The organism is Nesterenkonia lutea (assembly GCF_014873955.1).
Taxonomy (GTDB): Bacteria; Actinomycetota; Actinomycetes; order Actinomycetales; family Micrococcaceae; genus Nesterenkonia; species Nesterenkonia lutea.
This window is the reverse complement of sequence record NZ_JADBED010000001.1, coordinates 2,483,202-2,509,123: the sequence shown is the minus strand read 5'-3', so window position 1 is coordinate 2,509,123 and position 25,922 is coordinate 2,483,202. Positions and strand designations below refer to the sequence as shown.

General features: G+C 65.0%; 29 protein-coding genes and 1 tRNA gene. 14 read left to right on the top strand and 16 right to left on the bottom strand.

Going from position 1 to position 25,922, the window contains the following annotated elements:
* Positions 1-106 precede the first annotated feature (106 nt).
* Positions 107-445 (bottom strand): P-II family nitrogen regulator, encoded by a 339-nt coding sequence (locus tag H4W27_RS11435; RefSeq protein WP_192596043.1) that lies wholly within the window; start codon positions 443-445, stop codon positions 107-109.
* Between the two features lie 11 nt (positions 446-456).
* Positions 457-1,671, bottom strand: coding sequence for an ammonium transporter (locus H4W27_RS11430; protein ID WP_225939473.1), 1,215 nt, complete (start codon positions 1,669-1,671; stop codon positions 457-459).
* Positions 1,672-1,951: 280 nt separating this feature from the next.
* Here H4W27_RS11430 and H4W27_RS11425 point away from each other — a divergent pair, with 280 nt between their 5' ends.
* The 7 genes from H4W27_RS11425 to H4W27_RS11395 are packed head-to-tail and all read left to right on the top strand — an operon-like array spanning position 1,952 to position 8,006.
* A complete protein-coding gene (locus H4W27_RS11425; protein ID WP_192596041.1) occupies positions 1,952-2,491 on the top strand; it encodes a dimethylamine monooxygenase subunit DmmA family protein in 540 nt (179 codons plus the stop codon).
* 2 nt (positions 2,492-2,493) lie between these two features.
* On the top strand, positions 2,494-3,423 hold the full coding sequence (locus tag H4W27_RS11420) for a PDR/VanB family oxidoreductase (RefSeq protein ID WP_225939099.1): 930 nt from the start codon (positions 2,494-2,496) through the stop codon (positions 3,421-3,423).
* Entirely contained in the window at positions 3,420-4,445 is a 1,026-nt protein-coding gene (locus tag H4W27_RS11415; RefSeq protein ID WP_192596039.1) for a heme-dependent oxidative N-demethylase family protein, read from the top strand. Before H4W27_RS11420 ends, H4W27_RS11415 begins: the two co-directional genes overlap by 4 nt.
* A gap of 7 nt (positions 4,446-4,452) precedes the next feature.
* On the top strand, positions 4,453-5,361 hold the full coding sequence (locus H4W27_RS11410) for a hypothetical protein (protein WP_192596038.1): 909 nt from the start codon (positions 4,453-4,455) through the stop codon (positions 5,359-5,361).
* Positions 5,362-5,395: 34 nt separating this feature from the next.
* Complete coding sequence (locus H4W27_RS11405; RefSeq protein WP_192596037.1) at positions 5,396-5,776, top strand: cupin domain-containing protein; 381 nt, start codon at positions 5,396-5,398, stop codon at positions 5,774-5,776.
* Between the two features lie 9 nt (positions 5,777-5,785).
* Complete coding sequence (locus tag H4W27_RS11400; RefSeq protein WP_318782330.1) at positions 5,786-7,159, top strand: NAD(P)/FAD-dependent oxidoreductase; 1,374 nt, start codon at positions 5,786-5,788, stop codon at positions 7,157-7,159.
* A 19-nt stretch (positions 7,160-7,178) separates the two neighbouring features.
* Positions 7,179-8,006: a LysR substrate-binding domain-containing protein gene (locus H4W27_RS11395; protein WP_192596036.1), complete on the top strand. Its 828-nt coding sequence runs from the start codon at positions 7,179-7,181 to the stop codon at positions 8,004-8,006.
* Here H4W27_RS11395 and thiE read toward each other — a convergent pair.
* From thiE to H4W27_RS11355, 8 genes are all read right to left on the bottom strand, one after another.
* Positions 7,903-8,625: a thiamine phosphate synthase gene (gene thiE, locus H4W27_RS11390; RefSeq protein WP_192596035.1), complete on the bottom strand. Its 723-nt coding sequence runs from the start codon at positions 8,623-8,625 to the stop codon at positions 7,903-7,905. The two genes, H4W27_RS11395 and thiE, sit on opposite strands and share 104 nt — an antisense overlap.
* Positions 8,626-8,749: 124 nt before the next feature.
* A complete protein-coding gene (locus H4W27_RS11385; protein ID WP_192596034.1) occupies positions 8,750-9,892 on the bottom strand; it encodes a TRAP transporter substrate-binding protein in 1,143 nt (380 codons plus the stop codon).
* A 113-nt stretch (positions 9,893-10,005) separates the two neighbouring features.
* Positions 10,006-11,403 carry a TRAP transporter large permease gene (locus H4W27_RS11380; RefSeq protein WP_192596033.1) on the bottom strand — a complete coding sequence of 466 codons (1,398 nt, stop codon included), beginning with the start codon at positions 11,401-11,403 and terminating at the stop codon, positions 10,006-10,008.
* A gap of 19 nt (positions 11,404-11,422) precedes the next feature.
* Positions 11,423-11,971, bottom strand: a complete 549-nt coding sequence (locus H4W27_RS11375; RefSeq protein WP_192596032.1) for a TRAP transporter small permease — start codon at positions 11,969-11,971, stop codon at positions 11,423-11,425.
* Between the two features lie 56 nt (positions 11,972-12,027).
* On the bottom strand, positions 12,028-12,930 hold the full coding sequence (locus H4W27_RS11370) for an NAD(P)-dependent oxidoreductase (RefSeq protein WP_192596031.1): 903 nt from the start codon (positions 12,928-12,930) through the stop codon (positions 12,028-12,030).
* Positions 12,930-13,352, bottom strand: a complete 423-nt coding sequence (locus H4W27_RS11365; RefSeq protein ID WP_225939098.1) for a carboxymuconolactone decarboxylase family protein — start codon at positions 13,350-13,352, stop codon at positions 12,930-12,932. The genes H4W27_RS11370 and H4W27_RS11365 overlap by 1 nt, the downstream gene beginning before the upstream one ends.
* Positions 13,353-13,524: 172 nt before the next feature.
* Complete coding sequence (locus tag H4W27_RS11360; protein WP_225939097.1) at positions 13,525-14,493, bottom strand: AraC-like ligand-binding domain-containing protein; 969 nt, start codon at positions 14,491-14,493, stop codon at positions 13,525-13,527.
* A 175-nt stretch (positions 14,494-14,668) separates the two neighbouring features.
* Positions 14,669-15,580 (bottom strand): LysR family transcriptional regulator, encoded by a 912-nt coding sequence (locus H4W27_RS11355; protein WP_192596029.1) that lies wholly within the window; start codon positions 15,578-15,580, stop codon positions 14,669-14,671.
* A 143-nt stretch (positions 15,581-15,723) separates the two neighbouring features.
* On the opposite strand from H4W27_RS11355, the gene H4W27_RS11350 reads away from it, so the two are divergent.
* From H4W27_RS11350 to H4W27_RS11340, 3 genes are read left to right on the top strand one after another with little or no spacing between them, the layout of a single operon-like run.
* On the top strand, positions 15,724-16,914 hold the full coding sequence (locus H4W27_RS11350) for a cytochrome P450 (RefSeq protein WP_318782326.1): 1,191 nt from the start codon (positions 15,724-15,726) through the stop codon (positions 16,912-16,914).
* A 28-nt stretch (positions 16,915-16,942) separates the two neighbouring features.
* Entirely contained in the window at positions 16,943-17,266 is a 324-nt protein-coding gene (locus tag H4W27_RS11345; RefSeq protein WP_192596027.1) for a 2Fe-2S iron-sulfur cluster-binding protein, read from the top strand.
* Positions 17,267-17,269: 3 nt separating this feature from the next.
* Positions 17,270-18,514 carry an NAD(P)/FAD-dependent oxidoreductase gene (locus H4W27_RS11340; RefSeq protein WP_192596026.1) on the top strand — a complete coding sequence of 415 codons (1,245 nt, stop codon included), beginning with the start codon at positions 17,270-17,272 and terminating at the stop codon, positions 18,512-18,514.
* A 141-nt stretch (positions 18,515-18,655) separates the two neighbouring features.
* Here H4W27_RS11340 and H4W27_RS11335 read toward each other — a convergent pair whose 3' ends face one another.
* The 3 genes from H4W27_RS11335 to H4W27_RS11325 all read right to left on the bottom strand — a co-directional run bounded on the left by H4W27_RS11335 (position 18,656) and on the right by H4W27_RS11325 (position 21,327).
* Positions 18,656-19,210: a type 1 glutamine amidotransferase domain-containing protein gene (locus H4W27_RS11335; protein ID WP_192596025.1), complete on the bottom strand. Its 555-nt coding sequence runs from the start codon at positions 19,208-19,210 to the stop codon at positions 18,656-18,658.
* Positions 19,211-19,345: 135 nt separating this feature from the next.
* A complete protein-coding gene (locus H4W27_RS11330) occupies positions 19,346-19,957 on the bottom strand; it encodes a malonic semialdehyde reductase (protein ID WP_192596024.1) in 612 nt (203 codons plus the stop codon).
* 107 nt (positions 19,958-20,064) lie between these two features.
* On the bottom strand, positions 20,065-21,327 hold the full coding sequence (locus H4W27_RS11325; protein ID WP_192596023.1) for a phospholipase D-like domain-containing protein: 1,263 nt from the start codon (positions 21,325-21,327) through the stop codon (positions 20,065-20,067).
* 121 nt (positions 21,328-21,448) lie between these two features.
* Here H4W27_RS11325 and H4W27_RS11320 point away from each other — a divergent pair.
* Positions 21,449-21,519 (top strand) — tRNA-Gly (locus tag H4W27_RS11320).
* 135 nt (positions 21,520-21,654) lie between these two features.
* Here H4W27_RS11320 and H4W27_RS11315 read toward each other — a convergent pair.
* The 3 genes from H4W27_RS11315 to H4W27_RS11305 are packed head-to-tail and all read right to left on the bottom strand — an operon-like array spanning position 21,655 to position 23,347.
* Positions 21,655-21,948: a DUF1905 domain-containing protein gene (locus H4W27_RS11315; RefSeq protein ID WP_192596022.1), complete on the bottom strand. Its 294-nt coding sequence runs from the start codon at positions 21,946-21,948 to the stop codon at positions 21,655-21,657.
* Positions 21,949-22,007: 59 nt separating this feature from the next.
* Positions 22,008-22,658 (bottom strand): maleylpyruvate isomerase family mycothiol-dependent enzyme, encoded by a 651-nt coding sequence (locus tag H4W27_RS11310; protein WP_192596021.1) that lies wholly within the window; start codon positions 22,656-22,658, stop codon positions 22,008-22,010.
* 17 nt (positions 22,659-22,675) lie between these two features.
* Complete coding sequence (locus tag H4W27_RS11305; RefSeq protein WP_192596020.1) at positions 22,676-23,347, bottom strand: maleylpyruvate isomerase family mycothiol-dependent enzyme; 672 nt, start codon at positions 23,345-23,347, stop codon at positions 22,676-22,678.
* Positions 23,348-23,456: 109 nt separating this feature from the next.
* On the opposite strand from H4W27_RS11305, the gene H4W27_RS11300 reads away from it, so the two are divergent.
* The 3 genes from H4W27_RS11300 to thiS all read left to right on the top strand — a co-directional run bounded on the left by H4W27_RS11300 (position 23,457) and on the right by thiS (position 25,918).
* Entirely contained in the window at positions 23,457-24,164 is a 708-nt protein-coding gene (locus H4W27_RS11300; protein ID WP_192596019.1) for a winged helix-turn-helix transcriptional regulator, read from the top strand.
* A gap of 126 nt (positions 24,165-24,290) precedes the next feature.
* Positions 24,291-25,559, top strand: a complete 1,269-nt coding sequence (locus H4W27_RS11295; RefSeq protein ID WP_192596018.1) for an FAD-dependent oxidoreductase — start codon at positions 24,291-24,293, stop codon at positions 25,557-25,559.
* A 119-nt stretch (positions 25,560-25,678) separates the two neighbouring features.
* Complete coding sequence (thiS, locus tag H4W27_RS11290) at positions 25,679-25,918, top strand: sulfur carrier protein ThiS (protein ID WP_192596017.1); 240 nt, start codon at positions 25,679-25,681, stop codon at positions 25,916-25,918.
* The last annotated feature ends 4 nt before the right edge of the window (positions 25,919-25,922 follow it).

Below are 25,922 nucleotides of genomic sequence, written 5' to 3'. Positions count from 1 at the left end.
CTCGGAAAGGAAAAAGGTGGGGATGCATGCGCGGAGCATGCATCCCCACCCTGGAGGGACCCTCCCTGGACATCGTCCTGAAAGGGAGGTCTTCTGGCGCTGCCGGTTAGATTGCGTCCTCGCCATGCTCTCCGGTGCGGACCCGCACGATGCCGGACAAGGGCGTCGCCCAGACCTTGCCGTCACCGATGGAGCCGGTCTTGGCAGCCGCCACGATGGTGTCGATGACGCCCTCGGCCTCGGCGGCCGGGACGATCACATCGATTCTGGTCTTGGGAAGGAAGCCGGCTTCGTAGGTCTTTCCGCGGAAGACCTCCTTGCGCCCCTTCTGCGTGCCGTAGCCCATCACATCCATCACGGTCAGCCCGCCGACACCCCGCTCGGCCAGAGCCTTGGTGACAGGATCGAGCTTGTTCCGCTGAATGACCGCGGTGATCAGTTTCATGGGGGTGCTCCTCAGTTGTAGTCGTAGGCGGTCTGGCCGTGGAGCTTGAAGTCGAGGTCTTCCTCGTCCTCTTCGCTGACCCGGATGTTCATGGTCTTGTCCATGACCTTGGCGATGATCCAGGTGACGCCGAAGGCGTAGATGCAGGTGACGCCGATGGCGATCAGCTCGCCCCAGAGCAGAGAGATGTCGCCGCCGAAGAAGATGCCGCGAATCGGCTCGTCATTGGTGTACGTGGCCCAGCCGAAGAACACGACGAACATGGCGCCGACGATACCGCCCATGCCATGCACGGCGAAGGCATCCAGTGACTCGTCCACGCCCAGCTTCGTCTTCCAGGTGCAGGCCCAGGCCACAAAGGCTCCGGCGATGAAACCCAGCGCCAGCGCACCGAAGGGGTCGACCGCGTCAGCTGCAGGGGTGATAGCCACCAGCCCGGCGATGATGCCTGAGCACATGCCCAGGACTGTCGCCTTCCCATCGCGGAACTTCTCGAAGGCCATGAAGCCCAGCATGCCTGTGCCCCCGGCGAACAGCGTGGTCATCGTGGTGTACTGCGCGACGTAGTTCGCCCCTGCTGCGGTGCCGCCGTTGAAGCCCAGCCACCCCATCCAGAGGATGCCGGTGCCGAGAAGGACCAGCGGCAGGCTGTGTGGACGCGCCGACAGGTTCCGCCGCGGGCCCAGGGCTACAGCGAGTGCAAGTGCGCCGAAGCCGGACGCCATGTGGACCGCTGTCCCGCCGGCGTAGTCGTGGAAGTTGACGTTGGCCCCGAGCCACCCGTCACCGAAGACCCAGTGTCCCAGGGGAAAGTACACCAGCGTGGCCCAGACGACCGAGAAGACCATCCAGGCTGAGAACTTCATCCGACCGAGGGCGCCCGAGGCGATGATCGAGACTGTGATGCAGGCGAACAAGGTGTAGAACGCCAGGTCCAGCGTCTCGGCGAAGCCGCCGTCGACCCCGACCTGGTCGTGGCCCACCATGCCGAAGTAGTCCAGCGGATTGCCGATGACGCCGCCCAGGGATTCACCCAGGACCATGCCATGGCCGTAGAGCACATAGATGATGGTGACGGTGCCCAGAGTGGTCATCACCATCGCGAACATATTGAGGACGTTCTTTGTCCCAGCCATGCCTCCGTAGAGGAGGGCCAGGCCGGGAAACATCAGAAGGACCACTGTCATAGCGGCCAGAACCCACGCTACATCTGCCAATTCCTGCATTTCGGCCATCAGTGCAGATCTCCATTCACGGGCGAGTGATTATTCAGGGCAATCGGTAGTATCGCCGTATTAAACAGCGTATTACGACAGTAAACAGCCTGGTGTTTCGTCCGCGTGACGGACGAGAAAGCTTTGAGTAAAACGGAGAAATTTCGGCTTTTACGCGATCATTGCGCATTCGTCACGCGCCTGAAACCTGCCTGGGTCCACCATGGGAAGACAACGTTTCCGCATGGGAATCGTTTCTTGAGGCGCTCCTGGAGGACAGATGTCACCGGTGATGGAACACACCAGCGTTCCCCAGTGGGCGCTGGAGCCCCTGGTGCAGCCGCTTGATCCCCGGGCCTCGCGCTGCACGATCCTCTCCTACGCCGCTGCCCCGGTCGCCGCGCGCTGGACCGACGGTCTTGATGAGCTCTCCATCCCCCACCGAACGCTCGAGCTTGCGCCCCGGGAACAAGCCTCGCCGGACGAGCGTCGGAGGGTGGACGCCGAGCTTCGCGACGCCGTCGTCGGATGGAGGCTGCTGATCGCCGGAGCGCTGCTCGACGTGCTGGGCACCCGGTCACTCGCCCTGGGGGCGGGCCTCCTTGATGCCGAGATCATCGTAGGAACCACCAGTGTGGAGGCCCTCCCGGTCACCTGCGCGCACTGCGAGACCACGATGATCACCTCCGCAGCCATCGCGGAGGTGATCAGCTGTCGCGGCTGTCAGGAGGAGCTGCTGGTCCACCACCACGTCTCCCGACGCCGTGGCAGCTTCCTGGGATTCAAGAACGATGCCGAGGAATGGGCTCCAGAGGGGGAGGCAGTCGAATGACCATGCTGCAACTCGTAGTCACGGAGATCACCGAGGCCTCCCCGCAAGTGCGCACACTCACCCTGGCGCGACCGGACCGAGCTTCGCTGCCGTCCTTCACCCCCGGCAGCCACCTGGTGCTGGAGTGCGGTCCCAGTGTCAACGCCTACTCGTTGCTGGGGGACTCACGGATGCCGAGCGCCTACACGATCTCCGTGCTCAAGCTCGGCGCCGGTCGGGGCGGCTCGCGCTGGCTGCACGAGCGCAGCCCGGGGGACATGGTCACCGTCCGACCCCCTCGCTCGATGTTTCCGCCCATGCAGAAGGCGCGCAAGCACCTGCTCATCGCTGGCGGCATCGGAGTGACCCCGATCCTGTCCCACCTACGCGCAGCGGCCCGCTGGGGACACCAGACAGAGGTCCTCTATTCGCATCGACCCGGACACGGCACCCACCTCGACGAGCTGCGCCAGCTCGCCCCCGAGTCTCTGCGGTGCTTCACCCGACGGAGCGAGTTTCACGCCGCGCTGCAGGAGAGCCTCGGCCGTCAGCCGATCGGCACCCATCTCTACTGCTGCGGCCCGGAGTCCTTCATGGACACAGTCTGTCGCAGCGCTGAGGAGTTCGGGTGGCCGGAGGGTCGCATTCACACCGAGCGCTTCGGAGCGGATGCACTCGATCCCGGAGCGCCCTTCGAAGTGGTCCTCCGCGACTCCCAGCGCACCGTGACCGTGGAGCCGGGGCGCAGCCTGCTGGAGGTGCTCGAAGAGACCGGCATCTCCGTCCCCAATCTGTGCCGCCAGGGCTTCTGCGGTGAGTGCCGCATCCCGGTCACCGCCGGGACGCCGCTGCACCGAGACCACTACCTGGAAGACCAGGAGAAGGCGGCAGACGATTCCCTGATGTGCTGCGTCTCCCGGGCGCAGACCGACTCTCTGGAGGTTCCGCTATGAACATCGACCTGGCATCCGACCTGGCGTCTGATCTGGCACCTGACCTGGTGAGGACCTTTCCGTTCCCCTTCCCCCAGGACATCTACCGATACTCCACCAACGTCGAGCGCGCCGGCGCTGCCGTGGAGACCCCTGCCGGCCAGTGGGGCGAGAGCGTCGTGCACATCGACAGCGAGTACGCCCACGAGCTCGGGGAGCGCCAGGCCATCCTCGGCAGGGATCCCTCCCGGATGCAGGTGCTGCCGCATATGCGGGCCTCCGCCTGGGACGCGATGCTCACGATCATGCAGGCGCTCGCGCTCGCCCATCCCGAGCAGATGGTGCTGGAGCGCGAGGGCGAGGGCGAGACCTTCCTCTGGACCAACCGGCTGCTGGGCATCGAACAGCGATTCAGCTACGGCGACGAGGACACCCTCCCGGATGAGCCGCTGACATTCATCGGCGCCCAGGTGCAGGAGGACATCGCGCTGCTGGATCAGCGTGAAGGTCAGCTCTTCGTGGACGCGGGACTGGTCACCTTCGCCGCCGACTGGTCTTTCGGGTTCGACGTGGGGATGAGCTTCCTGGAGATCCACGGCCCTGTGCCCCGTGTGCACCAGACGGGAGTGATCGCCCGCGCACAGAAGTTCCTGATGCGCCTGCAGGCCGATGCGCCCCACCGCCGGACCAACTGGTCGCTGACCGTCGGACGCCGGCTGGACGTCTCCACAGAGACCTACCCGGAATGGGGCCCGGATCGGACCCGGATCCTCACCGTGGACGACGACGCGTTCGGGGCTGAAGTCCACCTTCGTGTGGAGGTCCAGCACCTGGTGCGCCTTCCCGAGTCCGGCAGCGTCATGTTCCTGATCCGCACCTATCTGCTGCCCCTGGAGGCCATCGCAGGCATCGAGCCCTGGCGGGCCCGGCTGCATGCGGTCCTCGCGGAGCTCCCCGAGGACATGGCGGACTACAAAGGGTTCATCGCCTACCGCGACCGCGCCGTGCAGTGGCTCTCCGCCCGTGCACCGCAGGAAGGGTAGGCCCCGGATGCACGTCTCCGTGCTCTGCCGCTCCGAGCTCTTCAAGGCTCAGATCGGAGGCGGACCCTGCGACCCGCGGATGATCCTCCCCGACTGGGACCGGCACGATCGGCTGGGGGTGGTGATGAGCTCACCCCTGGGGGCGGTGGGAGCCAGCCTGATGATTCAGCTGGCAATGGGGCTCTCCTATGACGCGGAGCCTAGGCGTCGCGAGGACCAGTATCCGCCGGTGTTCCTCTTCCATGTCGGCGGCAGGTTCGGGGACTTCTCTCCCATGGACGTCTGGCCTCCGCGGCGAGAGGTCTTCGTTCCCGCAGATCCCTATGTTCTGCTCGGTGCGCTCAACGACCGGGGCATCACACGATTGCTGCTGCCCGAGACTGGGCTGGCCGACACTGGGCTCCCTGAGTCCGGGCTTCAGGGAGTCGGAGAGGCTCCGGAGGGCCCGGCCGCCTCCCCGGCGCCATGGAGGGGCAGAGACTGGATCTGTCGCTCCCCGAGCGGATGGACCGACGGCTCCAGCTTCTGTGAGCAGCTCGCCTCGGCCTACCTCTACGCGCCCCGGGGTGGGACCGCTGTGGGTGAGACCGTCCTGAGCAGCTCTGACCCGGAGTGTGAGGCCATGGTCGAAGATGTCCTTCAGCCCCATCGCTGTCATCAGAAGTTCGCCCGCCGCGAGGACGCGGCGCTGCTGGAGATAGGGGCGGGCCCCAGCTCCGTCAGCGATCTGCGGCAGTGGCTCGAGATCTTCGGGACGCGTCTGGATGAGGTGGACCCCGCCACGAGAGCCCAGATGCTCGCCTGCCGCCGAGCCTGCAGAGAAGCCGGCATCACCGCACAGACCTATCGACGACTCTCCGCCGATGAAGCCCTTGCGAGGTTCTCCACCGGGAAGGATCCCGCGGAGAACCTCTGAGAACCGAGAAGAACCACCCCACCCAGGAGGAACCATGGAAAAGCAGCTGCTCGGCACGATGACGAAGACCGGATCGATCCACAAGGTGACCGGTGCCAAGAAGGACATTCCCTCGATGAACGTGCCAGGAGTCGAGGCGTTCATCGGTGATGCTCTGATGAATCCCGAGGGCGCCCGCATGTGCAGTGGATTCTTCGAACTGAAGGCCGGGGAACCGCTGGAGTACGAGTACACCTATGACGAGATGAAGTACGTCGTCAAAGGACAGTTCAAACTCACAGACATGAAGACCGGGGAACAGGTCCTCGCCGAGGAGGGAGAGATCCTGTTCTTCCCCAAGGGCACGCCAGTCCGGTTCGAGACCGACGACTACGCCCTCGGATTCTTCACCGGGGACCGGGACTTCGTGGCGTAGGGTCAACCGATGCCCAACGAGCCAGAGATGACTGCCCGCATTGCCGTGATCGGAACAGGTCCGAGTGGCATGGCACAGCTTCGCGGCTTCGCCTCTGCCGCCGCGCAGGGAGCCGACATTCCAGAGGTCGTCTGCTTCGAGAAGCAGTCACAATGGGGTGGTCAGTGGAACTTCACCTGGCGCACGGGAATGGATGAACACAGCGAACCGGTGCACAGCAGCATGTACCGGCATCTGTGGTCCAATGGCCCCAAGGAGTGCCTCGAGTTCGCGGACTACTCCTTCGACGAGCACTTCGGCCGTCCTATCTCCTCCTACCCGCCGCGCGCTGTGCTGTGGGACTACATCAATGGGCGGGTGGAGGGAACGGGGCTCCGAGACTGGGTGCGGTTCTCCACCGCTGTACGCACCGTGACCCCGCACCCGATCAGCGGGTTCCTCGTGACCTCAGAACATCTTCCGAGTCAGTCCGAGTCCACGGAGCACTTCGACGACGTCGTGGTGGCCACCGGGCATTTTTCGTTCCCCCATGTGCCGGCTTTCGAGGGTATCGAGAGCTTCCCCGGCCCAGTGATGCACGCCCACGACTTTCGTGGGGCGGAGGAGCTGGCCGACAAGGACGTGCTGGTGATCGGATCAAGCTACTCTGCGGAAGACATCGGCATCCAGGCGCACAAGCTCGGTGCGGCCTCCGTGGTCTTCAGCTATCGCACCGAACCGATGGGTTTTGGCTGGCCAGCCTCTCTCGAGGAATGGCCGCTGGTGCGGCGTTTTCAGGGGCGCACGGCGTATTTCCGTGACGGGAGGACCCGAGGATTCGACGCGGTCATCCTGGCCACGGGGTATCGGCACCACTTTCCCTTCCTGCCGCAGGAGCTCAGGCTGCGCACAGCCAATACGCTCTATCCCGACAGGCTCTATAAGGGTGTGGCCGCCGAGGAGACACCTCATCTGTACTTCCTCGGCATGCAGGACCAGTGGTTCACCTTCAACATGTTCGACGCCCAGGCATGGCTCGTGCGCGACATGATCCTGGACCGCTTCGCGATCCCCGCCGCCGAGGTGCGGCGCAGGGACATCCAGAGGTGGCTGAACCGGATGCACGCGATCGAGACGGTCCGTGAGGATGTCGAGTTCCAGGCGGATTACATCCGTGACCTGATCGAGCTCACGGACTATCCGATGTTCGATCTCGATGCAGTGGTCGAGATCTTCCTGGAGTGGAAGCATGACAAGCAGGCAGACATCCTGACCTACCGCGACCGCTGCTACCGCTCCGTGATGACCCAGACCGAGGCGGTGCCGCACCACACCCCGTGGATCGAAGCGCTGGATGACAGCTCCGCCGCCTACCTGAGCACTGCGGAGGTGCCGGTGGCCTAGCGATCCGTAGACTGGAACGATGAAGCTGGGGACTGTTCCGGGTGCCACACCGGACAAATGGGTGACCCGCTGGCGGCAGCGCTATCCGGACTTCGCGCTGAGCGTGGAGAACTACGACGAGGCCGGTCAGCTCGAGCGTCTGCGCGCGGGGACGGTGGACGTGGGGTATATCCGCTTCCCCGAGGACGCGGAGACCGGCACTGGAGACGATCTGCACCGGGTCTGGCTCTATCGCGAGCACCCGGTGGTCTGCGCGGCCCGCGATCACTGGGTCGCAGCGGCGGAGGAGTCAGTGACCTGGGAGGAGATCGCCTCCGAGCCCTTCTTCGATCCGGCGAGGATGCTCGCAGAATCCGCGCGTGCCGCGGGCGTGGCGGATGCCGCGGGGTCGGGTCCGGTCGGGCCAGACCCGGTGGAGACAGATCCCAGCGGTGACGTCCACACGCCGAAGCTCGGTGCCGAACTGGCGGCGGGGGAGCGCCTGGCCCTGGAGGTCGTCGCCTCGGGCGCAGGGCTGGTGATCCTGCCGAACTCGGTGGCCCGGATGCTCTCGCGCCGCGACGTGGTGATCCGCCAGGTCGAGGGCGCCCCGGGCTATGACGTCGGACTGGCCTGGCTGCGTGAGGCGGACGGCCCGGTGATCCAGGAGTTCATCGGGGTGGCCCGAGGCAGGAGGCCCGGCAGCGGCCGCAGTGAGATCGCTACGGCCGCGCCGGAGAAGACCAAGCCCGCCAAAGCGAACGCTAAGCCGGGAGCTGGTCGCGAAGCGCCCGGGCGCTCGCGGCAGGGTCCGAAGCCTGGGTCACGGCGCGGACAACCACCACGCGGTCGGCGCCGGCCTCGGTGACCTGCGCGATGTTGGTCTCGTCGATGCCGCCGATGGCGAAGAAGACCTTGGAACTCTCCAGCGCCGCTGCCTGTGCGGGGAGCTCGAGTCCGACGGCGGCTCGGCCAGGTTTCGTGGGGGTCTCCCAGATCGGTCCGGTGCAGAAGTAGTCCAGGCCGATGTCTGAATCGGCTTCACGCACCTGCTCGATGCTGTGACAGGAGCGACCGATGACCACGTCGTCGCCCAGGACCAGCCGTGCCTCCTCCGTGGAGAGATCCTCCTGGCCCACGTGGAAGACATCGACTCCCGCGATCGCTGCGACATCGGCGCGGTCATTCGCCGCAGAGAGGCCGCCGTATTCATTGGCGACCTGGCGCAGCAGGACCAGCGCGGCGATCTCGGTCTGCACCGTGACCTGTTTGTCCCGGACCTGGATGATGTCCACGCCCCCGGTGTAGGCCGCGACGAAGAACTCGCGCAGCGCATCGAAGTCCAGCTCGTCCACGGGTCCGGCCTCGGGGCGGGTGATGAACCGCTGCAGGTCCGTGCAGACGTAGAGCCTGGCGGATAGCAGTCGCTCCCGGCGCAGATGGCCCAGGTGGGTGGGTTCAGGCGTGGTCGGCAAAGTCTCGCTCATGCCTCCAGGGTAGGCCACGGCGGTCGAGATTCACCTGAGCGACCAGCGGGAGACCTTCATGATGAATCCCTTGGGGGTCCATCATTCCGATCTCCCGCTGAGGGTGCTCACCGTGCTGTGCAGATCACTGGTTGCTGAACTCCTCGATGCAGGTCAGGGTCGCGTCCTGTGCCTCAGGGTCGGACAGTTCCTCAAGACCGGCCATGTATTCATCGAGCACTGACTCGGCGTTCTCGAGTCCCTGCTCTGTGGCGAGGTCGACCCAGGCGCTCTGCAGGCTGTCTCCGGTCTCTTCCTCCCAGGCCGCGGTGATGTCCTCGTCCCAGCGCGTGAAGCCTTCCAGCGTCTCCGCCTCCAGCATCGAGGGGCACTGCTCCGTCGCCTGAGCATAGAAGGCCTCGGCGCCGGCCCCTGCAGCCAGGTCAGCTGCGACTTCATCGATGACCTGCTGGAGGTCTTCCGACATCTCCTCGTATGTGTCGAGATTCATCCACATGCCGAAGGACGAATATTCGCCCACCCCGGGATCGGTCCAATAGGGCAGAAGCTCATTGAGGCGGTAGTTGACCGGGAAGTCGATGCTGGCCGCAGCAGAGTCCACGACACCTCGTTCGAGGCCCTCATACACCTCGTTGGCCGCGAGGGAGACGACATTGGTTCCCTCCCCTTCAAAGAGATTGATCGCCAACGGTCCCGAGACCCGGGTTGAGAGTCCATCGAGATCCTCCGGGGACTCCAGCGGCTCATGAGTGCCGATGAGCATCCGACCGACCGGCCAGGTGCCGACGAAATGCAGGTTGTTGTCGGTCATGACGGCTTCTGCATCGGCGTTGTTCCGATGCAGCTCATGCAGGGAATGTGTGATCCCCTGCCAGTTCTGCCCCACGAAGGGGACAGAGACGACCGAGGTCGAGGGGAAGTAGACGGGCGTGTAGTCCGGAATCGAGACCCCGATCTCCGCTCGACCGTCACGGACACAGTCGGCGATCTCGGGAGCGTCGCACAGGGAGTAGGCCTCCGTGCGTTCAAACTCGATACGACCCTCACTGCGTTCTTCAACTTCAGTCAGGAACCAGTCCTGGACTGCCGCGTTGGGTGTCCCGTCCATTGCGGCGGTGACCAGCGTCAGGGTCTCCTCCGCGGCCACATCTTCACCGCCACCATCCTCGCCCTGCACCACGCCTTCTGAACACCCCGCAAGCAGCGCCAGGGCGCCGATCGCCCCAGCTGCTGTTGCGACTCTGCGTCTCTTGGAAATCGTGAACATCGTTGTTCCTTCCTTGTAGTTCGTTGCTACCACTGTCCGCGGTAGGGAGCGTCACTGGTGGTCCAGCGGTGCATGACCTGTGCTCCAGCGACGAAGCGTTTCCGAGGGGCCGGCTACGTCATGAGAGATGGCAGGAAGAGGGTGATTCCTGGGACCAGGAACAGCAGCGTCGTCGTGATGACGTCCATGACGAGCAGAGGAAGGACGCCGCGGAAGACTGTCTCTGATCTGACGTTCGCGGTGCCCGCGATCACGAAGGTGATGATCCCCACTGGAGGAGTGACCATCCCGATCTCGATGAGTTTGACGATCATGATGCCGAGCCAGATGCCGTCGAATCCCAGGTCCGCGGCGATGGGGTACAGCAGCGGAACAGCCAGGACGAGTATCGACATCGATTCCAGGAACATGCCGAGCGGGATGAGACAGATGAGAAGCATCGCCATGATCAACATCGGATGGAACGACAGGCCTGTGACCCATACCGTGATGTCCTGCGTGACGCCGGCCGTCACCAGGAAGGCGGAGAAGATGCCGGAACCGACGATGATGAGGAAGACCATCGAGGTCGACTGCGCGGTGTCCAGGAGCGAGTCCTTGAACGCGGCGAAGATGTGGCGCCCTCCCCGCCGCCGGTTCTCGATGACAAGGATCACGAGTCCGGTGAGCGCACCGATGGCAGCGCCCTCCGTCGATGTGAAGACGCCTGTGTACATCCCTCCCATCACGACGAGGAAGAGTATGCCTACATGCACAACCCCCCGCCACGGCAGCTCACGGAGGGAGACGGTCTTGCTGGCCAGCTCCCTGCGCGCCTGCTCCACAGCCTCGCCCAGCCGTTCACCGTCACCGTCGACGCCGCTGTCACCGCCAGCACCTTCGCGTCGCGCCAGCTCCTTCCGCACAGAACGCTGACCGAAGATCATGATGTAGGTGATATAGCTCAGCGCGGAGAGGATCCCGGGGATGATTCCTGCCGCCAGCAGTGCGGCCACAGACTCGCGAGCCAGCACCGCATAGAGGACGAGAAAGGTGGAGGGCGGGATCATGACGCCGAGCGTGCCGGCGATGGCGACGATTCCGGTGGCGAGACTCGCGGGAAACCCAGAGGCTCGCATCTGACCCACTGCCAGGCGTGAGACGGTCGCGGCGGTTCCGATGGAGGAGCCGGACACGGCGGAGAACCCGGCACAGGCCATCACGGTCGCGACTCCTATGCCTCCAGGGGCCCTTCGTGTGAAGTAGTGCGCCACTGCAAAGACATTGACGGCGATATTGGCCCGCACCGCGAACATCCCCATCAGGATGAACATGGGGATGATGGTGAGGGTGAAGCTCGCCGTATCAGCGAAAGGAACCGAACCCAGGGTGCTCGTGCTGTAGTCGAACCCGCGCAGCAGCACCAGTCCGACAGCACCGGCGAGACCGAGTGCCAGGGCTACGGGCATCTTGATGCACAGCAGCCCCACCAGCAGGACCAGGGTGAGCAGGACGACGTGATAGATCTCCATTGGGCAGTTTCTCTTCCGGTCAGAGGCTCGCGTGCTCGCCGGTCTCAGCGACCGTGTCACGTCGGGGGAGTTCGTCGATCTGGGCCGGGAGGATGTCACGGCCACGGAGGGCCCGCACGAGATTGGCGAGGGACACGAGCAGCAGCGCCAGGAAGCCCGCCACGATCACCCACCGAAGCGGCCACGTCGGCCATTCCACGATGCCCATGCGTGTCTCACCCCTGCCGGTGGCGTTCATCGCCCTGCCGGCGGTCGCAAAGGTCAACCAGCTGACGAAGAGGGTGGTGAGCACCCAGACCGTGACAGCCAGGAGCCGGTTCAACCGCGCCGAGAGGCGGTCGGTGACCAGGGTGACTGACACATGCGCCCCGGAGGCGCCCGCCCACGCCAGCCCGAAGAAGATGGAGACCACGAGCGCGGATTCTGAGAGCTCCACCATGGCCGGCATGCTCGAACCGGTCAGGTATCGCGTGACCACATCGGTCACGATCGCGGCCATGAGCACGACTATCGCCAGGGCGGCGATGACCCCCATCACGCGACTCAGATTTACAACCAAACGCTCCATGTCAAGCTCCTCTCGGCCCACGCGAATGCGTGGGCACCGCCTGTGTCGACGTCACGTCAGTTGGTGTTCCAGTAGCTGAAGGCCTCGGTGTGGTCGACGTCCCCCAGCTCCTCGAGTGCGGCTCCGAACTGTCTGCTCACCGCGTCACAGACCGGCGACTCGTGGTGGACGGAGCGTTGGAGGCTCTCGGCGATGCGGACGTCTTTGGTCAGCAGCGGAAGGGCGAAGCCGCTGGCGAATCGTCCCTCCACCACGTGAGGCCCGAGGACGTGACTGGTGATGAAGCTTTGGCCCGTCGAATCGTTGAGGATGTCCACCATCAGCGCGGGATCGAGTCCGAATCGTTCGCCGGCCGTGACCGCTTCCGAGGCTGCGGCGAACGATGCCGCGGCGACGAAGTTGTTCAGGGCCTTCATGGCATGTCCGGTGCCGAGCTTTCCCGTCCGATAGATGCTGCGGCTCATGGTGTCGACCACCGGAATCGCGCGTTGCGCAGCGGCTTCGTCGTCGGCGCCCATCATGATCGCCAATGTTGCATCCAGGGCTCGCGCCTTCGCACCTGAGACCGGGGCGTCGATCATGGAGAGGCCGTGGGTCGAGAGAGCTGCTCCTGTGCTCACCGTCTCAGTGGGGTCGGAGGAGCTCATGTCGATGATGACGCTGCCCGGTTGCAGCGGAAGCTGCAGCCCACCGTCCTGCGTGAGAAGAACTGACCGAACGATCGCACTGTTCGGGAGCATGAGCACCACCACCGTGCAGTCCTGGAGGTCTCCCGGGGTCCGAGCCGCGTGGACTCGTGTCTCAGCACCTGTGTCCAGCTGGTCTGCAAGAATGGAGGCCCGCTCCGGGTCCGCGTCATAGAGGTAGACCTCGAAACCGCCCTTGACGACATTGGCGACCATCGGTCCGCCCATGGTGCCCAGGCCGATGAAGGCGACCTTCTCTGTTCCTGCGCGCATCATCGAGCTTCTCCGGCGGATTCGGCGAGGGGCTCAAGCGTGACGCCCTTCTCGGTGAAGACTTCATCGAGGGCTTGCAGCGCTTCGACCGCAGTGGGAATCCCGCAGTAAAGAGCCGCGTGCACCGCGATCTCGCGCAGTTCCAGGGCGGACACTCCGTTGGCGAGTGCACCGCGGGCATGAATGCGTGTCTCATGAGGTTTGCCCGTGGCGACCAGCATCGCAAAGGTGACCTTGCTGCGGTCGGATTTGGAGAGTTCCGGCCGCTGCCAGATGTCACCGAAGCAGTATCTGGTCACGAAGTCCTGGATCTTGTCATTGAGCGGGGTCGTATGGTCGGTCTGGTCTTCGGCACCCGCCTGACCAAACATGTGACGTCGTTGCTCGATCCCGGCGGTATAGAGCTCATCTTTGAGAACCATGGTGCGGGTGTCCTTTCAATAGGTGCTGATGCCTTGGGCCGACAGCACTCGCTGATCCAGCCTCGTCCGGACTGTCACGTGCCAGTCTTGCCCTCGCAGCACGTGAGGGCCTTGTGCTGAGGTGCACCCCACTCGGTCACCAGCGCATGGTCACCAGAAGGTCGACGGAGGCTCAGACGGGCAGGTGTGCGGCGCGAAAGTCTCGGGGGGCCACGCCGAATTGCAGCTTGAAGACTTTGCTGAAGTGACTCGCGTCAGTGAAACCGCGCCTTTGGGCGATATGCAGGACGGAGAGTGACGATTGACCTGGGTCCAGGAGATCCAGACGACACCTCTCCAGGCGACGAGCTCGGATGTATCCGGAGACAGTGATGTCTTCTTGGCTGAACAGATACTGCAGATAGCGCACTGAGACGAAGTGGGCACGCGCGATGGCGTCGGCGTTGAGCTCAGGATCGTGCAGGTGTTCATCCATGTAGAGCTTCAGAGCCTGCAGCTCATCTCGCCGTGCACCTGTCCTCTGGTCGTCTTCATCGGGAAGGTGCGTGTAGACGAACGCTGTCAACAGGTCAAAGGTGCTCCGCAGCATCCGCGCTCCCGTGACTCCGGAGAGCTGGTCCAGGTTCTCGGACAAGTGGCGCATGAACGGGGACACCATCTGCCCCAGTCCGCTGTCCCCCGGGAGACAGACGGCGGTCACGCGGCGCACCGATGCGAGAGGAACGTCCAGGCTCTTCAGCGGGAAGGCCATCACCATGCATCGCAGCGCTTCTGGGAAGTCGAGGGTGTAGGGGTAAGACGTCTCGTAGATCGCCAGATCACCGGGCTGGAGCGTCGCGAGGCGACCCCCCTGGCTGACGGTTCCGGTTCCCTCCAGCTGGAGACTGAGCTTGATGTATTGCCGACTGTCCTTGTCGATCAAGTCCCGGGAGCGCCGGACGGTGTGTGCGTCGGCGGTGATCTCGCTCAGGCACGTCTGCTCGATGGTTCGCCATCGGATGAGGCCGCTGAACCCCTCTGCGGCCGCAACTCTGACCGGGGTGATCCTGTTCGCCGCCACCTGGCGCCACTCCTCCAGAGAGTCCGCACGGTCGCAGTGGACGGCCTCAGTCGTTGAAGCATGATCAACCAGAGTGTGCATCACGGGACTTCCATTCCTCTTCGTTGCAGATCGGTGCGAAGTCGTAGGTGGGACCGCTGTGAAGGGAGCCGGCCGTGGGGGCCTCAGTGAGCGCTCAACCAGACCTCAGTGTGTCCTGCATCACATGTCCGGGTAAAGTACATTATTCCGGCCATACTCCACGGTTTGATCGTGGTTAGGCCTTGGGCTTCGCGGGATAAAGTTCGCTGGCGAGGTCGATGAGCGCGGTGGTCGCCTGGGAGAGCCGAACGGATTCCGGCCAGACGATCGACACCGGTACGTGGCGCACCGAGGGGGAGATTGGTCTGACCGCCAGACGGCGCCCTTCATAGGACTGATCACCGGCAGGCTGCTGCACGAGGATGGCGTAGCCCATCCCTCGCCCCACCAGGGATCGGGTGACCTCGTAGTCCGTCGTGCGGAATCGGATGTTGGGCTCCAGGCCTGCGGCTTCAAACATCGTGGTGGTGTTCTCCCGGCTGGGGTCGACATCCAGGAGAATCATGGGCTCCGCAGCGACGTCAGCGAGGCTGAGCTCGGCCCGCGGTGCGAGCGGATGATCCGCCGCCAGCACGATGGTGGGCTCAGCGTGATAGAGCCGTCTTCGACTCAGCCCCGAGGGCAGCGCCATGTCATAGGCGATCGCGGCGTCGAGCTCGCCCGATGCCAGCCTTCGGTGCACTTCTGTCTGAGCCCCGTCGAAGAAGTCCAGTTCGACCCCGGGGTATCGCCTCCCGTAGTGGTCCATGAGGCGGGAGAGCACGGTCGGGGCGAGCGTCAGGTAGCAGCCGAGCTTCAGCGAACCTCGGAGCTCGGTTCCGGCGGCGTCGGCATGCAGCTCGAGGTCCTCTGCCTGGTTCAGCAGATTCTTGGCGCGCTCCAACACGAAGCGGCCGTTCGGAGTGAGAGTGACCCCGTGAGCCTTCCGTCTGATGGTCAGCTGAGCGTCGAAGACACGTTCCAGATTGTTGAGAGCCCCAGCGATGGAGGACTGGGAGACGCGCAGGGCCTCGGCGGCCCCGGCGATGCTGCCGTTCTCCGCGACTGCCACGAAAGATTCGAGCTGCCGCAATGTGTAGCTTGCCACTTGTACCTCGATGAAAACGTGGATATAGGACGGGTTAATGTACTTTACCCGAGTATGTGACTGCAGACACACTTGTGGTGGCACACGCAGACATTCAGAGGAAGCAGGTATCGGCGATGACCACTGTGGGAGCACAAGACACCGTGAGTGAGGGGACCTTCCCCCGCGCAGTGCCGGACGCGGCATGGGTGACCATTCCCGACCTGCACCGGGACCCGTTTCCCATCTACCAGCAGATGCGCCGAGAGGCACCGGTGCACTGGGTGCCGGCGGTGAACAGATACATGGTCACGAGCTACACCGCCTGTCACACGATCGAACAGGACGCGGAGACCTTTTCGGCCGATGAGACAGATTCCCTGATGAAGCGGTCCATGGGCCATTCGATGCTGCGCAAGGATGACCCTGAGCACAAGGTTGACCGTGACTCCTATGGCAGCACGCTGCGCCCTGGCACGATCAAGAAGCACTGGAACGCCATCTTCGAGGCCAATAACGAGAAGTACCTGAGTGAACTGCAGGCCAAGGGCCCCGGGGCCGATTTCGTCTGGGACTATGCAGCGCCCTATGCGGCCGAGAATCTGCGCCTGATCTGCGGTTTCCACAACGCTACGCAGGAGGACATGCAGCGTTGGAGCCAGACGATGATCGACGGGACCGGAAACTACGCCGATGACGCCGAGGTGTGGGCCAAGAGCGCACAGTCCTCTGCTGAGGTCGACGCGGCCATCGACGAGATGCTGCCGCTGCTCGCAGAGAATCCAGACCACTCTCTGCTCTCCGGGCTGGCCTCCATGCCCATTCCATTGGAAGCCATCCGCGCCAACCTCAAGATGACCATCGGAGGAGGCCTCAACGAGCCGCGCGACGTCCTGGCCACCACAGTCTGGGCCCTGCTGAACCATCCCGAACAGCTGGCCTCTGTCGAGGAGGACCCCAGGCGGTATGCGGTGGCGTTCGAGGAGTCTGTGCGCTGGGTCGCTCCCATCGGCATGTATCCGCGGGAGACGACTCGGGACACCGTCCTGGAGGGCGTCCAGCTTCCCAGGGGTGCTCGGCTAGGCGTGGTGATCGGAGCGGCCAATCGTGATCCCGACGTCTTCGAGGATCCAGAGGCCTTCAACATCCATCGAGTGAAGAAGCCCCACTTGAGCTTCGGCGGCGGAGCCCACTTCTGTGCCGGCACGTGGGTCGCTCGCGCTCAGGTGGCCCAGGTGGCCCTGCCGAGCGTCTTCAAGCGCCTGCCCGGACTCCGCCTGGACCCGGCCGATCCTGCTGTCGACGCAGGGTGGGTCTTCCGCGGAATGACCAAGATGCCGGTCCGCTGGAACTGAACGTGTTTCACCTGATCAGAGGAGAACTATGAGTACCATCATCTTCACCCAGCCCTCGGGCACCACCGACGCGATCACTGTCGAGGAGGGCACGTCGCTGATGCGAGCGGCCGTGACCAACGGCGTCGAGGGGATCGTGGGAGAGTGCGGGGGCCAGGCGATGTGCGCGACCTGCCACGTGTACGTGCGTCCCGAGTTCGCTGCGGCGCTTCCGGAGATCGCCGACGACGAAGAGGAGATGCTCGAATGCACCACGGCGGAACGCACAGAGCGTTCACGCCTGGGCTGTCAGATACCTGCGACGCCCGAGTTGGACGGCATGGTCGTCGACGTTCCCAGCGATCAGGTCTGACCCATGGGAGTTGTCATCATCGGCGGAGGTCAAGCAGGCCTGCAGGTCGCAGACTCGCTGCGCAGCGGCGGCTATGAAGAACCCATTGCCGTGATCTCTGAGGAACACGGGCTCCCTTACCAGCGTCCTCCCCTCTCGAAGGACTATCTCACCCCGGGGGCCGATCCCGTTCCGCTTCCTCTGCGCGGGGAGACGTTCTTCACGGAGAAGAACATCGACCTGCGCCAGGGCACGACGGCGCTCGCCGTGGATCGATCCGCCCGAACCGTGGCGCTCGACGACGGGACCGAGCTCACCTACGACCACCTGGTGTTCGCCACCGGAGCCCGCAATCGCAGGCTGAGCTGCACCGGCGCTGATCTCGACGGGGTCTTCGGGCTCAAGACCCTTGTCGACGCGCAGCGACTCCACCGTGAGCTTGCCGCTGCGCAGGACGTCGTCGTCGTAGGGGCTGGATTCATCGGACTTGAGTTCGCCGCGGCTGCGCGAGCACACGGTTGCGGTGTCACCGTGCTGGAGTTCGCAGCGCAGCCCATGGGGCGCGCTGTGAGTGAGGAGACGGGAGCCTGGTTCACCTCCGCGCACGCTGAGCTCGGTGTTCGGCTTCGACTCGGTGAAGGCATCGAGCACTTCGAGAGCGATGAACGGGGACGTGTACGGGCAGCAGTCTCCACCATCGGCAGCCGATACCCCGCCGATCTCGTCGTCGTGGGCATCGGTGTCGTCGCCAACGACGCCCTGGCGGCCGCCGCTGAGCTGAAGACGGAGAACGGGATCGTGGTCGACGCTTCACTGCGCACCTCGGATCCCGCCGTTCTTGCCGTCGGCGACTGCGCAAACTTCCCCAATGTGCATTCCGGCACGAGAACCCGGCTGGAGTCCGTCCAGAACGCCACGGATCAGGGAAAGCATGCGGCCCGAACAATACTGGGGGAGACCACGGACTACACCCATCTTCCCTGGTTCTGGAGCACGCAGGGGTCCTTTCGGCTTCAGATCGCCGGCCTGTCGTCGAAGGATGACTGGACCGTGGCGACTGGAGACCCCGGGGCAGGGAAGTTCTCCGTGCTGAGCTTCCGCGGGGGGCAGCTGGCGGCGGTCGAGTCCGTGAACTCTCCCGCCGATCACATGTCTGCCCGCAAGCTGCTGGGCGGAGGCCTTGGACCTACGCCGGACGAGGCTGCCGCTCCGGGCTTCAGCCTGAAATCCTATGCTCGTCAGGCGGCGTCGAAACCCTCTGGAGGCTGAGCTGCTCAGCTTATGGAGAGTATAGGCGCGGGTGACGAGTGCTGCTCACGCTGGATCTCGGACTCCATACGGAGCGGACGAAGAGGCGGCCAGGACCTGTTCAACAGGTCCTGGCCGCCTCATTCTGCGGTTCGGGCTGGGTCAGCCCTGCGACACCAGCGTCAGGAACGCGTGGTTGAAGTCGTCCAGGTCATCCGGGGTCCGGGAGGTGACCAGTCCGTTGCTGACCACGGCGGCCTCATCGACCCACTCAGCGCCGGCGTTGGTGAGGTCGGTCTTCAGCGAGGGGAAGCTCGTCACGCGGCGCCCCTTGACCTGGTCCACCTCGGTGAGGATCCACGGTCCGTGGCAGATGGCGGCCACGGGCTTCTCCGCGGCGAAGAACGCGGAGACGAACTTCTGCGCGTCCTCGTTGATCCGGAGCTTGTCGGCGTTGAGCGTGCCGCCGGGCAGGACCAGAGCGTCGAAGTCGCCGGCTGACGCGGAGCTGAGCTGCACATCCACGTCGAAATGATCGGAGTGCTTCCAATCGCCCTCCATGGCCTGCAGCGAGGACTCGTTGGGGGAGATGATCTTCGCTGTCCCGCCCGCGCTGCTGATGGCGGCGAGGGGCTCCGTGAGCTCCGGGAGCTCGACGCCGTCGGTGACCAGCACTGCGATGGTCTTTCCGGTGATCTGGGGGAAGTTCTCAGCCATGATGATGCTCCTGTTCGTTGTCATCGAGGACGGGCCCTTAGGGCCGTGTGCACCCGTCGAATCTAGGGCGGGGCGCTGAAGATTGCCGTGGCGCTTCCTTGACGTGGGCTGGACCGCCGCCGCAACCGAGGGGCGTCAGAGGACCTGCGCCGCTTCGTCGAACGAGAATCGCGCGCCACGCGGGTACTGGGCACCTTCATGCTCGCTGGGACCGTGGCCCACATTGAGCACCATGAGTGTCTTCCATCCGGTCTCGGCGTGAACCTCGGCGTCCACGCCCGGCGCGTCGAGGCCCGCCATGGGGCCGACGTCGAGCCCATGCGCCCGGAGCGACACGATCAGGTAGCCCGCCTGCAGGAAGGCGTTGTCGCGACCCATGCTCCTGCGGAACTCCTCCATTCCGGAGAACTTCTCGCGCAGGCCCTCCACGTGGGGGAAGAGCGTAGGCATGTGCTCATGCCAGTCCGGATCATAGGCGACCACCACGGTCATCGGCGCGGCCGCGGTCTTCTTGCCGTTGTCCCCTTTGAAGTGCTCGACGACGGCGTCGCGGCGTGGCCCGGGCCTGAGCACTGTCAGGCGCATCGGCTGGCTGTTCATAGAGGTGGGTCCCCAGCGTGCGTCCTCGTAGGCCTGCTGGATGAGTTCCAGATCCACTTCACCGGCCGAGAAGAGGTTCGTGGTGTGCCGACCCTCGAAGAGTTGGTGCATCGTCTCGCGGTCCACAGTGGCGGTCGCTGTCGGCATAGGTGCTCCTTGTTCGCAGTAGATCAGCGCCCGAAGGCGGTGGGTCACGTCCCTCCAGGCCAACACCGTCAACCTTGGCGATCTTCCCGCGCGGCGAGGGACGTGCCTCAGAGCACGGGCCGGAACGGGATGAGCGCGAACTCCGTCGCCCGAGCCATGGGATTGCGGTCCCGCCACCGGCGGGGGTCCACCGCTTCACAGTGCTCGGCATCGCTGCGGAAGACCTTCTCCATCTCCGCGGCGAATCCCTCGTCGACGATCTCCACATTGGATTCGTAGTTGAACGAGAGGGAGAGCCGGTCAATGTTGGCGGTGCCGATGGTGGACCATTCGCCATCGATCGTTGCCGTCTTCGAGTGCATCATGGATGTGGCGTAGAGCAGGATCGAGATCCCGGAGTCGAGCATCTGTCCATAGAAGCCCCGGGAGACCCAGTCGCCCAGGACGTGATTGGACGCCTTGGGCACCATCACCTGAACGTCGACGCCCCGCTCGGCGGCCAGTTTCAGCGCGCGCAGGATCTGCTGATCCGGGATGAAGTACGGGGTGGAGATCCACACGTGACGCTGTGACCTCTCGATGGCCTTCAGGTACATGTTCCGAATCGGGTAGACCAGATCGACCGGCAGGTTGGCCGCAACCCGCACCGTGGGGTTCCAGCTGGTCGGCGGGATCCACGGGATCTGCTCCTCGGCCGACCGGTCCTCATTCCACTTCCGCGCGATGGTCTGTCGCAGACCCCAGGCGGCGGGTCCGGTCTCGCGCAGGTGGGTGTCGCGCCATTCACTGGCGAAGAGGGCGCCGATGTTGTACCCCCCGACGAACCCGGTCGTGTCATCGACCACCATGACCTTCGAATGGTTCATCCCCGTGTAGCGCAGCGGCCCCTTCCAGACCTTCCGTCCGATCGCGGGCAGCCGGAAGACGTGGACGGAGTCGCTCAGCTGCCGGTAGAAGGAGCTGGGCACCACCAGATTGGCGAAGCCGTCATAGATGATCCAGACGTCGACGCCGCGGCGAGCGGCGGCGTTGAACGCGTCGATGAACCGCTGCCCCACCTCGTCGTTCTTCCAGATGTAGGTCTCCATGAAGATGGAGTGCTGCGCCGAGTCGATGGCCTCGATCATGTCGTCGTACAGCGAGGAGCCATCGGTGTAGATGCTCAGCTGCGACTCTTCGGCCCGCGCCTGGAACGTTCCCGGCCGGGGCGCGCGGCGCGTCCTGCGCCCCCGTCGCTTGATCAGGTCCACCGCCACCACGGAGACGGCCGCCGCGGTCGGAACGGCCGCCACCGCCCCGGCCAGTGCAGGAAGGGTGTGTGGGAGCAGTCGTCTGCGACGCCGCTGGCGGTGTGACCGGGAATGCCTCATGGCGTCACTTTAGCTTTTCACCGGCGCTCCCTCGGTCTGATGCCTCTGCGGTGTCCTGCCCTGGCCAGCGCACCTGGTAATCTCGGGGCAGGTCCTTCAGCACTGAGCCGGAGGCCGAGATGCGGGCGTAGCTTAATGGCAAAGCTTCTGCTTCCCAAGCAGACGACGCGGGTTCGATTCCCGTCGCCCGCTCCGTGAACACCGGAACTGGTGTTGGTCGAACCCTGGGTCGTCAAAGACGCAGAACCGCTGATCAGAGCCCCTCCCCGACGTGGAACAGGGGCTCTATCTGTGTCATCCGAAGCTCCAGCGACTGCGGCAGGTGCCTCAGCGAAGGCGGCGTTGGAGGCAGACGACGACCTCGTCTCCGAGCTCCTTGCCGCCGAGCCGTTTTCGCACAGCGGCGCTGAGCGAGAGCATATGTCCGCCGCGACCGGTGACCAGCAGCCCGACATCTTGCATAGCTATGTCATCCACGGTCGCGTCCACGCGCACGCTCTTCCTGGTCTCGAAGAGCTCGGCCGAGCCTGGAATTTCGACACACGACCACATCTCGCCCTTGACGTCGACTCCGATCGGCGCGGTGAAGGTGTGGTCGAGGTTCTGTGGCAGGTCGGTCATGGCGTTCTTCCTGGTTGTTGGGTCCTGCGTGGATCACAGGTTCCGAAGCAGCGACGGCTTCAAGATGCAGTGTTGTGCAGGCGGCTCCGCAGGGTCGGGACCCCTGGTCCGTCGAGCTGGTCGAGGTAGGCGACGCGACCGGCCATGCTCATCACCAGGGCGAGGGTCGAACCGGTGACCTTGGGGCCGGAGCCGGCTGCAAAGGGTCCGTCGTCAGCTGACAGGTGGAGTCCGATGACATGCGTGCGGCTGGCCACGGTGAAGTCTCGTCGGGCAAAGAAGGCGGCCACGGGTGTCAGTGCCTCAATGCTTGGTGTGCTGGACAGTCCCAACGGGCAGCGGATGTCCTGAGCATGCACGAGGACCTCGCCGAGGTATGCCGGGGTGTGTCCGGACGGCGCGGTAGTGCTGCCAATCACGGCAAGGAACCGGTTGAGCGTCTCCTCGGGGGTCGCACCGAGGTGCTCGATGAGCCGACGTTGGTTGTGCACGTGGGGACGAAGACGCGCGCCGATCATGCTGCGCAGCCACTGCCATTGGTTCACGCTGGCGGCCGCTGTGAGATGGGCGACGACCTGCTCGACGTCCCACTCTCCGCACAGGGTGTCGTGCCCCCACTGCTCTGTGCTGAGGGTCGAGAGGTCATCTGCCAGTGCCTGGCGTTCGTCGTGCATCAATGACCACAGGCGGGAGTCCTGACTTGTTGACATGTTGATCGGTCGCTTCCTCACGGGTCACGCGGCTTGTCTGGGACCGAAGTGGACGTCGCGGCACGGGCGAGGCGAGGTGCTCCGCTTCCGGTGAGCCTCTCCGGGTCCACGGGACGCCCGGAGAGTGCGAGCAGCAGATCGATGGCGTCTCCCTCGACGTCCTCGCCCTGCCCTCTGCTCGCTCCGGTCCTGCGGTCGATCAGGCGCAGGCCCACAGCACGCTCGCGTCCACCTCCGAAGGAGACGGGCGTGCGCAGCTGGTAGGCGAGTGCTTGGTGGATCGCTGACTCCGGATACGTCGCGGCGATGCCCAGAGGCCGTCGAATGTCCTCTCCGTGCACGATGGCCTCCACCAGACGTGTTGCCAGGGCAGCCGGCGGTGTCCGGGTCAGGTCGGCCGCTGCCTCAAGGGCAGCGAGCGTATCTCGCGGATCCCGGTGCTTGTGTCGGGCGATGCCGTTCTCATTCGCGCGATCAAAGTCCAGGCGTGCTCCGAGCAGGTCACGGACGAAGGAAAGCCGAGTGGTCCGGGCGGTGTCGACCAGATGCGCCAACACATCGTGGAGATCCCAGCCCGGGCACAGAGAAGGCAGAGACCACTCATCCGCGCGCAATTGCGAGAGATCTGCGGCCAGCCGTCGCCTCTCGGCGTGAACGGTCTGCCAGGTCTCTCCTGATGAGGTTCGCATACCGGGCCGTTCTCTGGTGAGGTCATGGGTCCGCGGCCAGACGAGCCGACAGACCATGGAGATATTCTTTCTGAAGTGAATACTACTGTGAGAATAGTAGGCTGAGTCAATGGTGTCTCGACGGTCCTACGGTTCCTACGACGATGGCTGCGCCGCTGCCCACGCCCTTGACCTCGTCGGTGAGCGGTGGACGCTGATCATCGTGCGGGAGCTTCTCCTGGGCCCCAAACGCTTCTCCGATGTCCAGCGGGATGTGATCGGCATCGGGCCCGCCGTCCTCACCCAGCGCCTGCAGGACCTCGAGTCCCATGGCATCGCACGACGACGGCGCCTGCCCGGACTCGGGCACATCGACGTCTACGAGCTCACCGAATGGGGCTACGGGCTGGAGGCCGTGAACACTGCATTGTCGTTGTGGGCCGTAGGTTCACCAACCATGCCGTTTGAAGCGGGGATGAGCCCCGACACGGTGGTCCTGGCGATGCGCGCGCATGCACGATCGGTGCCAGAGTGCACGAGCGAACGACGTGTTGAGCTGAGCCTCACGGATTCCCGCCGTCAGGGGGCCCAGCCGGTCACCTACGTCGCGCGGATGTCAACGCGAGCTGCGACGGTGGTTCGATCGCTGGAGCCGGAACCGACCGATGCCCAGGTATCTGCCACGACGCAGGACTGGAAAGCCTGCGTGATCGGCGGTGTCGCCCTGGAGCGGCTTCCGAACGTCCGCGTGTCCGGCAGCGAGGATGCGGTGCGACAGCTGATCGGTGCGACGTCATTGAATCGTTCTCCGGGCTCGACTCTCGTCGCGGAGGCGTGATCGCCGCCCTGGGGACCGGGGACCACTGATCCAGCTCTGAGGGTCACGCTCTTCTTGCCCGAAGCCGAACGGATATCCTGTCGATGTCCAGTTTTTCGAGCCACGCCTGGCTGACGAGGAGTTCCTGTGAGCACCAGCGCGAGCACGGCAGTGATCGGCGCGGGCGTGGTCGGGCTGCTGACCGCCTGGCAGCTGCGTCTGGCAGGCCATGACGTCACCCTGATCGCCCCCGACGTCGCCCAGGACGCCTCCTATGCGGCGGCCGGCATGCTCGCGCCGATCAGCGAGGTCCAGTACGGCCAGGAGGATCTCTGGCCGATCATGACCGCCTCCCGAGCCGAGTACCCGGAGTTCCTCGCCACCCTCTCCCGCGCCACGGCGGTCCCCACCGGATACCGCGAGAACGGCACTCTGCTGATCGCCGCCGACCGCTCCGACCGTGACGCCGTCGCGGAGCTCGCGGCGATCCAGCAGGAGCACGGCATGGAGGTCACCGCCCTCACCAGCTCGACCCTGCGACGTCGTGAGCCGGCCCTGGCCCCAGGACTCGCCAAGGGCTGGGACGTCCCCAGCGATCACCAGATCGACCCGCGCCAGCTCGTGCTCGCCGTCCGTGCCGCCCTGGACGCGGAGCTGGACCCGCAGCAGTTCCCCGGCGCCGGGGATCCCGCACGATGGCTCACCGCCACCGTCACCTCCGTGGAAGAACTCCCGAAGGACAAGTCGCCGAGAGAAGAGGCCCCCGCGCCCGCCTCGCACGATTCAGGCCCAGCTCACCGCTTCATCATCACCACCGACGACGACGCCCACCGGTTCTCCGCCGCGGTGCTGGTCCCGGGCCTCGGCTACCCCGCCATCGGCGGCCTCCCCAAGACCTGCCCGCTGGACCTGCGGCCCATCCACGGCGACGTGCTGCGGCTGCGTGTGACTCCCGCCCAGCTCCGCGGCGCAGAGACCCATATCCTCGACGCCACCGTCCGCGCGAAGGTCAACGGCCGGTCGGTCTACCTCGTGCCCCGTGCCGACGGGGGCCTGGTCATCGGCGCCTCCTCTCGGGAGGACAGCCTCAGCGGCATCCACGCGGGTTCGGTGCAGGAGCTGCTCACCGATGCCGTGACCGTGCTGCCCGGGGTCAAGGACATGGAACTCATCGAGATCACCACCAGGGCGCGCCCGGGCACCCCGGACGAGCGCCCCTTCCTCGGTGAGCTGCGGCCCGGACTCGTCGTCTCCACCGGCTACTCCCGCCACGGCATCCTGCTCGCCCCGCTGGGCGCCCGGCTCGGTGCCGCTCTGCTGCAGAGCTCCCTGACCGACCCGGAACCCGGTACGGCTGCCCTCACCGCAGAAGATCGACAGCTGCTGCGGCGGATGAGTCTCACCCGGCACCGGTGACGACTCACTAGACTGGTCACGGCCGCGCTCGCCGGCCCGAGGCCTGGATCGGACCAGGAACACACCCGGCCCGCGCCGTGTTGTGCCAAGACCACCCGCACCTGATGACGTGGAGAATCATGCTCACCGTCCGCATCAATGAAGAACACGTGAAGCTGCCCGAGAACGCCACTGTGGTGGACGCCGTCGCGAAGACCATCGGTCGCAGCCTCAACCCCGACGGCACCCCCGCCGACGGAGGGAGGCTCGGCGTCGCCGTCGCCCTGAACGCGTCCGTGGTGCCGCGCAGCCGCTGGTCAGCGACCACGCTCACCGGCGGCGAGGACATCGAGATCGTCACCGCCGTCCAAGGCGGCTGAGAAG

Coding starts and splice junctions, on each gene's coding strand:
- H4W27_RS11435 (WP_192596043.1), bottom strand. CDS start 445: ATGAAACTGATCACCGCGGTCATTCAGCGGAACAAGCTCGATCCTGTC.
- H4W27_RS11430 (WP_225939473.1), bottom strand. CDS start 1,671: ATGCAGGAATTGGCAGATGTAGCGTGGGTTCTGGCCGCTATGACAGTG.
- H4W27_RS11425 (WP_192596041.1), top strand. CDS start 1,952: ATGGAACACACCAGCGTTCCCCAGTGGGCGCTGGAGCCCCTGGTGCAG.
- H4W27_RS11420 (WP_225939099.1), top strand. CDS start 2,494: ATGCTGCAACTCGTAGTCACGGAGATCACCGAGGCCTCCCCGCAAGTG.
- H4W27_RS11415 (WP_192596039.1), top strand. CDS start 3,420: ATGAACATCGACCTGGCATCCGACCTGGCGTCTGATCTGGCACCTGAC.
- H4W27_RS11410 (WP_192596038.1), top strand. CDS start 4,453: ATGCACGTCTCCGTGCTCTGCCGCTCCGAGCTCTTCAAGGCTCAGATC.
- H4W27_RS11405 (WP_192596037.1), top strand. CDS start 5,396: ATGGAAAAGCAGCTGCTCGGCACGATGACGAAGACCGGATCGATCCAC.
- H4W27_RS11400 (WP_318782330.1), top strand. CDS start 5,786: ATGCCCAACGAGCCAGAGATGACTGCCCGCATTGCCGTGATCGGAACA.
- H4W27_RS11395 (WP_192596036.1), top strand. CDS start 7,179: ATGAAGCTGGGGACTGTTCCGGGTGCCACACCGGACAAATGGGTGACC.
- thiE (WP_192596035.1), bottom strand. CDS start 8,625: ATGAGCGAGACTTTGCCGACCACGCCTGAACCCACCCACCTGGGCCAT.
- H4W27_RS11385 (WP_192596034.1), bottom strand. CDS start 9,892: ATGTTCACGATTTCCAAGAGACGCAGAGTCGCAACAGCAGCTGGGGCG.
- H4W27_RS11380 (WP_192596033.1), bottom strand. CDS start 11,403: ATGGAGATCTATCACGTCGTCCTGCTCACCCTGGTCCTGCTGGTGGGG.
- H4W27_RS11375 (WP_192596032.1), bottom strand. CDS start 11,971: ATGGAGCGTTTGGTTGTAAATCTGAGTCGCGTGATGGGGGTCATCGCC.
- H4W27_RS11370 (WP_192596031.1), bottom strand. CDS start 12,930: ATGCGCGCAGGAACAGAGAAGGTCGCCTTCATCGGCCTGGGCACCATG.
- H4W27_RS11365 (WP_225939098.1), bottom strand. CDS start 13,352: ATGGTTCTCAAAGATGAGCTCTATACCGCCGGGATCGAGCAACGACGT.
- H4W27_RS11360 (WP_225939097.1), bottom strand. CDS start 14,493: ATGCACACTCTGGTTGATCATGCTTCAACGACTGAGGCCGTCCACTGC.
- H4W27_RS11345 (WP_192596027.1), top strand. CDS start 16,943: ATGAGTACCATCATCTTCACCCAGCCCTCGGGCACCACCGACGCGATC.
- H4W27_RS11340 (WP_192596026.1), top strand. CDS start 17,270: ATGGGAGTTGTCATCATCGGCGGAGGTCAAGCAGGCCTGCAGGTCGCA.
- H4W27_RS11335 (WP_192596025.1), bottom strand. CDS start 19,210: ATGGCTGAGAACTTCCCCCAGATCACCGGAAAGACCATCGCAGTGCTG.
- H4W27_RS11330 (WP_192596024.1), bottom strand. CDS start 19,957: ATGCCGACAGCGACCGCCACTGTGGACCGCGAGACGATGCACCAACTC.
- H4W27_RS11325 (WP_192596023.1), bottom strand. CDS start 21,327: ATGAGGCATTCCCGGTCACACCGCCAGCGGCGTCGCAGACGACTGCTC.
- H4W27_RS11315 (WP_192596022.1), bottom strand. CDS start 21,948: ATGACCGACCTGCCACAGAACCTCGACCACACCTTCACCGCGCCGATC.
- H4W27_RS11310 (WP_192596021.1), bottom strand. CDS start 22,658: ATGTCAACAAGTCAGGACTCCCGCCTGTGGTCATTGATGCACGACGAA.
- H4W27_RS11305 (WP_192596020.1), bottom strand. CDS start 23,347: ATGCGAACCTCATCAGGAGAGACCTGGCAGACCGTTCACGCCGAGAGG.
- H4W27_RS11300 (WP_192596019.1), top strand. CDS start 23,457: ATGGTGTCTCGACGGTCCTACGGTTCCTACGACGATGGCTGCGCCGCT.
- thiS (WP_192596017.1), top strand. CDS start 25,679: ATGCTCACCGTCCGCATCAATGAAGAACACGTGAAGCTGCCCGAGAAC.